10 protein-coding genes are annotated in these 5929 nt (G+C 47.6%); all 10 read left to right on the forward strand.

The features are described 5' to 3' along the window. A partial coding sequence (rpsH, locus tag Q0294_RS07740) for a 30S ribosomal protein S8 (protein WP_299462881.1) occupies positions 1-234 on the forward strand: 234 nt, incomplete at its 5' end. Positions 235-300: 66 nt separating this feature from the next. Next, entirely contained in the window at positions 301-846 is a 546-nt protein-coding gene (rplF, locus tag Q0294_RS07745) for a 50S ribosomal protein L6 (RefSeq protein WP_299462884.1), read from the forward strand. A gap of 81 nt (positions 847-927) precedes the next feature. Next, on the forward strand, positions 928-1293 hold the full coding sequence (gene rplR, locus Q0294_RS07750; protein WP_299462887.1) for a 50S ribosomal protein L18: 366 nt from the start codon (positions 928-930) through the stop codon (positions 1291-1293). A 36-nt stretch (positions 1294-1329) separates the two neighbouring features. Beyond that, entirely contained in the window at positions 1330-1809 is a 480-nt protein-coding gene (gene rpsE / locus Q0294_RS07755; RefSeq protein ID WP_299462890.1) for a 30S ribosomal protein S5, read from the forward strand. Next, on the forward strand, positions 1809-2261 hold the full coding sequence (gene rplO, locus Q0294_RS07760) for a 50S ribosomal protein L15 (protein WP_299462893.1): 453 nt from the start codon (positions 1809-1811) through the stop codon (positions 2259-2261). Before rpsE ends, rplO begins: the two co-directional genes overlap by 1 nt. A 127-nt stretch (positions 2262-2388) precedes the next feature. Then, a complete protein-coding gene (gene secY / locus Q0294_RS07765; protein WP_299462896.1) occupies positions 2389-3753 on the forward strand; it encodes a preprotein translocase subunit SecY in 1365 nt (454 codons plus the stop codon). A gap of 253 nt (positions 3754-4006) precedes the next feature. Next, positions 4007-4123: a 50S ribosomal protein L36 gene (rpmJ, locus tag Q0294_RS07770; RefSeq protein ID WP_002649734.1), complete on the forward strand. Its 117-nt coding sequence runs from the start codon at positions 4007-4009 to the stop codon at positions 4121-4123. A 65-nt stretch (positions 4124-4188) separates the two neighbouring features. Continuing rightward, the gene (gene rpsM / locus Q0294_RS07775; RefSeq protein ID WP_299462899.1) at positions 4189-4572 is read left to right on the forward strand and encodes a 30S ribosomal protein S13; all 384 of its coding nucleotides are present in this window, start codon (positions 4189-4191) and stop codon (positions 4570-4572) included. Between the two features lie 160 nt (positions 4573-4732). Beyond that, positions 4733-5113 carry a 30S ribosomal protein S11 gene (gene rpsK, locus Q0294_RS07780; RefSeq protein WP_299462902.1) on the forward strand — a complete coding sequence of 127 codons (381 nt, stop codon included), beginning with the start codon at positions 4733-4735 and terminating at the stop codon, positions 5111-5113. A 126-nt stretch (positions 5114-5239) separates the two neighbouring features. Then, positions 5240-5929: DNA-directed RNA polymerase subunit alpha (locus Q0294_RS07785; protein WP_299462905.1), on the forward strand; the 690-nt coding region annotated here is incomplete at its 3' end.

Raw genomic sequence — 5929 nt, forward strand, 5'->3', positions numbered from 1 at the left:
CCTCAAAACATCCTGCGGGTGAATTTGAAATACGGTCCCAATGGGGAACGTGTCATTCAGAAAATCGTTCGTGAGAGCAAGCCAGGACGCCGTTCTTATCAGGATTTACGATCAATGCCAGAAGTGCTGCAGGGATTGGGAATCAGTATTCTCTCTACCAGCAAAGGCGTGCTGAGTAATCGTGAAGCGAAAAAAGAAGGCGTTGGCGGCGAGTTACTTTGTACCATCTGGTAATTTTAAAGTGTATACAGGCTGACTCTTAAAGAGTTATAGCGTTTTATTTAACTGGAATTTGAACTTATGTCTCGAATCGGTAAAAAACCAGTTCCCGTTCCCAGCGGAGTGGAAGTGAAAGTTGACGGCAAATCGTTTTCCGCAAAAGGAAAACATGGTGAGCTGTTCTTTACATACCACCCTTCTATGACGGTTGAATTTGATTCGGAAGCCAACGTCGTTAATGTGATCCGGCCAGATGATGCTCGCCAGAGTCGTGCTTTGCATGGTCTGACTCGCGCTCTGATTGCCAACATGGTCCAGGGTGTTGAAACTCCGTTTACGAAAAAACTGGAAATTCAAGGCGTGGGTTATCAGGCAACCTTGAATGGTCAAAAGTTGAGCCTGCAGGTGGGATTTGCCAATATCATCGTGCTGGATGTTCCGGAAGGGGTGACTTGCGTACTTCCCAACAGTACCAGAATTCAGTTGAGCGGGGCAGACAAACACGCTGTTGGTCAGTTTGCAGCAAATATTCGTGGCGTACGTCCTCCTGAACCTTATAAAGGCAAGGGGATTCGTTATGAAGGTGAATATGTACGGCGTAAAGCTGGTAAGGCCTTTGCGAAGTAAGTGTTTGGCACTGCTTAATTCTGGCAGTCTGATCACGGTCTGTCTGGCGGGCTGAACTGTTTTTTAAAAGATGACGGTAAAATGAAATTACAAAAAACCCTGAAAAAGCAGAAGAAACGACGTTCGTATCGTATCCGTAATGTGGTGCGTAGCGCCGGTCGTTATCGCTTATCTGTTTATCGAAGTAACAATCACATTTACGCCCAGTTGATCGATGATACGGCTGGTGTGACCTTGGTATCGGCCAGCACGAAAGACAAAAGTCTTGCCGGCGACATCAAAAATGGCGGTAACATTGCCGCTGCCGAGATGGTCGGGAAATTGATTGGTGAACGGGCCGTTGAAAAGGGGATTAAAGAAGTCGCCTTTGATCGTGGTCCTTTTCGATATCACGGGCGAGTTGCTGCCCTGGCTGATTCAGCCCGGCAGGCAGGATTAGATTTTTAATAGAGATATCCCTCAATACGGGTTGGAGAAGATACCGTGTCAAAAGAAGGTACTAAGCAAACGCCAGAAACAGTCATTCAAATCCGCCGTTGTGCCTGCGTGGTCAAAGGGGGACGTCGATTCAGTTTTACGGCGATGGTTGTTGTCGGAGATAAAGCGGGCCGTGTTGGCTGGGGATATGGTAAAGCCATCGAAGTACCTTTGGCAGTCGATAAAGCTGTTAAGCAGGCAAACCGCAGTATGGTTTCCGTGCAGGTTGTTAATCAGACCGTGCCTCACGAAGTCGTAGGACGTTTTGGTTCAGCAAGAGTTTTATTGTTACCGGCTCCTCCTGGTACGGGTGTTATTGCCGGTGCTGGTGTGCGTGCCGTAGTTGAAGCTGCCGGGATTACTGACATTTATACTAAGAGTCGTGGTTCAAATAATCCAATCAATGTTGTGAAGGCCACTATTAATGGACTCTCAAAATTGCGAACCCGGGATGATGTTGCTCGTTTGAGAGGAGTAGAAGTCTAATGATTATTGATGATGTCCATCGCGGTATACAGAAACACAAAAAACGCAAACGCGTCGGTCGTGGTCCGGGTTCGGGCCATGGTAAGACTTCCAGCCGTGGTGAAAACGGATACGGCAGCCGTTCCGGTTCTTCTCGACGCGTGAGCTTTGAAGGGGGACAGACTCCCCTCGCAATGCGGGTTGCCAAGCGTGGATTTAACAATAAACAGTTCGCCAAGAAAATTGCAGTCGTAAATGTTGCTGCTTTGGAACTGGCTTTTGAAAGCGGTGATGAAATCACCCCGGAAACCCTGGCTGCAAAAGGTCTGGCAAAAGGGCGTTTCGATCAGGTTAAGATTTTAGGTAACGGCGATCTCAGCAAAAAATTCACTGTGACCGCTCATCTGTTTTCCCAGTCAGCTGAAACTAAGATTCAGGCTGCCGGGGGTTCTGTCAGTCAGATTTTGTCATAAGTGTTTTATTCAAGGACTTGATTTCAGCGGTTAGCTGTGAGATTCGAATTTTCTCTGTCGGACGATTTGTTCTGACAATAATTTTAGTGAAGCTTCTGCTGAGTTATGACACAAAGGACCGCTACCCATGCTCGGTAAATTATTAGTACTCTTCAAAATTCCCGAGCTTCGCAATAAAATTCTGCTGACTTTGGGGCTTCTGGCAATCTACCGGATGGGATTCTGGATCGCGCTGCCGTTCGTGAATCAGGCACAGCTGACGGAAACACTCAAAGATCTGCAAACTCAGACAGGTGGACTCGGCCAGGTCATGCAGGTGATCTCGCTGTTCTCTGCATCGAATATCGGCCAGAGCACGATCTTTGGCCTGGGCATTATGCCTTATATCTCTGCTTCCATTATTTTCCAGTTGATGGGTACCGTTTATCCTCCCCTGGAACGTCTTCAGAAAGAAGGCGAGGCGGGCAGAAAGAAAATCAACGAATACACCCGGTACGCGACCGTCATCATCTGTCTGGTTCAGAGTTACTTCTGGATTCGGACCCTCTCCGGCGGTTTCGGGTCTGGGACGAGTCTGATTTTAAGTGGTTATGACGGCCTGTATTACCAGATGGTCGCGACAATCACCATGACCGCAGGAACCGTGTTTCTGATGTGGATTGGTGAGCAGATTGACGCATACGGTATCGGAAACGGTATCAGTCTGTTAATCATGGCGGGGATCCTTGCAAGAATGCCACAGGCAGGCTGGAGTATTATTGAGCCCGCGTTTGAAAAAGGAATTGCCTTAGGAACCGACACCGGAATTGACCGGCTGTTGATACTGGCATTGGTGTTTGTCTTTGTGGTGGTCTGGGTAATTGCCATCACACAAGGCCAGAGACGAATTCCGATTCAGAGTGCCAAGCATGTGCGAGGCAGACGGGTTTCCGGCGGTCAGCGGCAATCGCTGCCTTTAAGAGTCAATCAGGCGGGAGTGATGCCGATCATCTTTGCTTCCAGTTTGCTGATGTTCCCTTATTTTCTGTTTCATGCATTAAGCCAATATTGGACTGGTTCCGCGTTTCTATCAATGCTGGATGAAGCGTTCCAGCCGATGAGTCGTGGCTTTGTTTATACCATGTCCTATGTGATACTGATTTACTTCTTCTGTTATTTCTGGACGGCGATTACTTTTAACCCGAAAGATATGGCAGAGAACCTGAAAGATTACGGTTCTTTTATCCCCGGTTATCGACCCGGGGCTCGAACTGCCGCTTATCTGGAACAGGTTATGGTTCGCATTACCTATGTGGGGGCAGCGTTCCTGTCACTTGTAGCGATTATTCCGACTTTGGTCTCCACCTGGTTGGGCGTCGATTTCCTGGTGGCGAGTTTTTACGGTGGAACCGGATTATTAATTGTGGTTTCTGTGGTACTGGATCTGGTCAATAAAATTGACAGTCATCTGGTAATGCGGAACTATTCAGGGCTACTTGACAGTGATCTTTAAAAGATAAACTGGCCAGTCGCTGCGAAATTCACCAAAAAGGGGGTGTTTCGCTTGTCGATTTGCGTTTGTGCAGTTTATAATTTCCTGATTCACTCCGCTCCGGGCGCTGTGTACGTATGTACCAGGTCTGGGGTATGCTCATTTTACGAGCGCAATCAATCAAATTTACTCGAGTTACAACAGAGAGCCGTTTAGTTTTCCCTGTTGTCTTCTCGAATATCGTGAACCAAAGTTATAGAGAAATCGTAGTACGATGAAAGTCCGAGCCAGTGTCAAGCGGATTTGTGAAAACTGTAAAGTCATCAGGCGCAAAGGGCGCGTGTATGTGATCTGCTCTTCTAACCCGCGCCATAAACAGCGCCAGGGTTAATCGTCTCGAGTTGTGACTTAGTGATTTTAAGTTTTCAGTTTTTACGTCCAGCGGAGTGAAATAAAATGCCTCGTATCCTCGGTGTTGATATTCCGAATGATAAGCCTGTTTATGTTTCGTTGACCTATTTGTATGGCATCGGAAAAGTGTCGGCTATGGAAATATGCCACAAATTGAGCATCAATCCACAGTTGAAAGCAAAAGACCTCACTGATGATGAGTTAAGCCGCATCGTGAACCTGTTAGATACAGGTTATACAGTGGAAGGACAGTTGCGTCGCGCAGTCCAGCAGGACATCGCCCGTTTACGTGATATTCAGTCCTACCGCGGTATCCGCCATCGTCGTGGACTTCCCGTGCGGGGACAGAATACACAGACAAATGCCCGTACCCGGAAAGGCGGAAAGAAAACCGTTGCCGGCAAAAAGGGTGTTAAAGACGCAAGATAGTGAGCTTCAGTCGCCAGTCACTCCTGGCCTGCGGCTTGATCAGAATCAAGTGAATCAGAATTGGTCGTTACGAGTTTGGACGACTGCGGTTATAAAACATTCCAAAATATGAGTTTCAGTTTCTGAATCCATTTAAGACAGAAACATCAGGAGTTTCAGAGTGGCTAAAGTCAAACGAAAAAAAGTGAAACGTCACATCACAAAAGCGATTGCTTACATTAAAGCAACGTTTAACAACACCACTGTGACTGTTACCGATTTGAATGGTGACGTACTCTGCTGGGCAACAGCGGGGACCTCCGGTTTCAAAGGAAGTCGCAAGAGCACACCTTTTGCCGCACAGCGGGCAGCAGAAACCTGTGCAGAAAAAGCGGCCAAGTTCGGTGTGAAAGAAATGGAAATTCGCGTCAAGGGACCAGGTTCCGGACGGGAAAGTGCGATCACCGGTTTACAGTCGGCCGGCATTACGATTCGGGCTATTGAAGATATTACCCCATTGCCACACAATGGCTGCCGACCACCGAAAAAACGAAGAGTCTGAATCGTCCACCGGCTTGTGACGATGTGATGCATTTTTTGCGTACGCAGGAAATGTGGTATTAAAATAAACAGGAAATATGGTTTAACTATCATATTCTTTTGGCTGTGTTCTTTGGAGATTATTTCAATGCGAATCCGTTGGCGAGGACTGGAATTACCAAGCCGTGTCATCCCTGATCGGGAAACAATGACATCTACTTATGGTATGTTTGTGGCCGAACCATTTGAGCGTGGATTCGGTGCAACCATCGCCAACAGTTTACGACGCATTCTGCTTTCCAGCCTGGAAGGCAGTTCGGTGACTCGTGTGAAAATTCAAGGCATCCAGCATGAATTTACAACGATCCCCGGCGTGGTCGAAGACATTACCGAGATCTGCCTCAATCTGAAGTCACTGATCGTCAAAAATTCCAGCTCTACTTCCAAAACGCTTCGCATCGAAAAGCATCAGCGCGGAGTGGTCACCGGGGCTGATGTAATCACCGACGACCAGGTTGATGTGATCAATAAAGATCTGGTCATCGCGACCATGACCGACGATGTTCCACTGCACATGGAAATCACCGTTGAGAATGGCCGTGGATATTCCCCCGCTACCGAACATGCACAGCATGATATGGAAATCGGTGTGATTCCCCTGGATGCCACTTATTCTCCCGTGGTTCGCGTGCGTTATAAAATTGAAGACACACGCGTCGGCCAGCGAACAAACTACGACAAGCTGATTCTCGAAATCTGGACCAACGGCACGGTCAAACCTGATATGGCTCTGGTCGAAGCTTCCAAGATTCTGCGAAAGCACATCAATCCCTTTATT

It is taken from the genome of uncultured Gimesia sp. (assembly GCF_937919775.1).
In the GTDB taxonomy this organism is placed as follows: Bacteria; Planctomycetota; Planctomycetia; order Planctomycetales; family Planctomycetaceae; genus Gimesia.

What these genes read in the sequence shown, in the direction of transcription:
- rplO (WP_299462893.1), top strand. Translation starts at nt 1,809, where the DNA reads ATGATTATTGATGATGTCCATCGCGGTATACAGAAACACAAAAAACGC.
- rplF (WP_299462884.1), top strand. Translation starts at nt 301, where the DNA reads ATGTCTCGAATCGGTAAAAAACCAGTTCCCGTTCCCAGCGGAGTGGAA.
- rpmJ (WP_002649734.1), top strand. Translation starts at nt 4,007, where the DNA reads ATGAAAGTCCGAGCCAGTGTCAAGCGGATTTGTGAAAACTGTAAAGTC.
- secY (WP_299462896.1), top strand. Translation starts at nt 2,389, where the DNA reads ATGCTCGGTAAATTATTAGTACTCTTCAAAATTCCCGAGCTTCGCAAT.
- rpsM (WP_299462899.1), top strand. Translation starts at nt 4,189, where the DNA reads ATGCCTCGTATCCTCGGTGTTGATATTCCGAATGATAAGCCTGTTTAT.
- rplR (WP_299462887.1), top strand. Translation starts at nt 928, where the DNA reads ATGAAATTACAAAAAACCCTGAAAAAGCAGAAGAAACGACGTTCGTAT.